The 652-nt window shown below is 58.9% G+C and carries 1 protein-coding gene; it reads right to left on the reverse strand.

Annotated features, from left to right (window positions below):
- The coding region (locus M3I56_RS40825) for a reverse transcriptase domain-containing protein (protein ID WP_254358707.1) at positions 1-652 on the reverse strand (652 nt) is incomplete at both ends.

The raw sequence follows: 652 nt of genomic DNA on the forward strand, positions 1-652 counted from the left end.
GACTCTTCTTGCGCACCCAACATTGACCTGCCTCGAACCGGTAACCCAGGAACTCGAACCCGTGACCCTCCAGCCGGCAATCCCCAACGTGGGTTTTGTCAGGATGCAGTGTCAAGCCGTTCGCATCCACCCAAGCCCGCATGCGAGTGAGCGCATCTTCCGCTTCCTCACGTGTACGGCATAACACCACAGCGTCATCCGCGTAGCGCACCATGACCAGCCCTGCCTGTCGCATTTCCACGTCAAGCTCGTGCAGGTACAGATTTGCCAACAAGGGGCTAACAACCGCCCCTTGAGGACTGCCGGAAGTCGGCGTCCAACGCGTCATGTCTTCCATGATGTCTTGCTTGAGAAAGTACTGGATGAGTTCCAGAACCCGGCCGTCCGAGATTCGCCCTGCCACTCTCGCAAGAAGCGGTGAGTGTGGAATCGAGTCGAAATAGCTTTGCAGGTCGGCATCGACCACCCAGCAGTAGCCCGCTTTCACATGCCGGTCTACCTCGCGCAGCGCATCCTTGCAGCCCAAGCCCGGGCGAAAGCCGTAGCTTCTCGGCTCGAACTCATGTTCAAAGATCGGCTCGATCACCAGCTTTAGGGCCGCTTGAACTACGCGGTCTTTTACAGCGGGGATGCCGAGCGGGCGGCGTCCTTT

Source organism: Paraburkholderia sp. CNPSo 3281 (genome assembly GCF_024206515.1).
Taxonomy (GTDB): Bacteria; Pseudomonadota; Gammaproteobacteria; order Burkholderiales; family Burkholderiaceae; genus Paraburkholderia; species Paraburkholderia nodosa.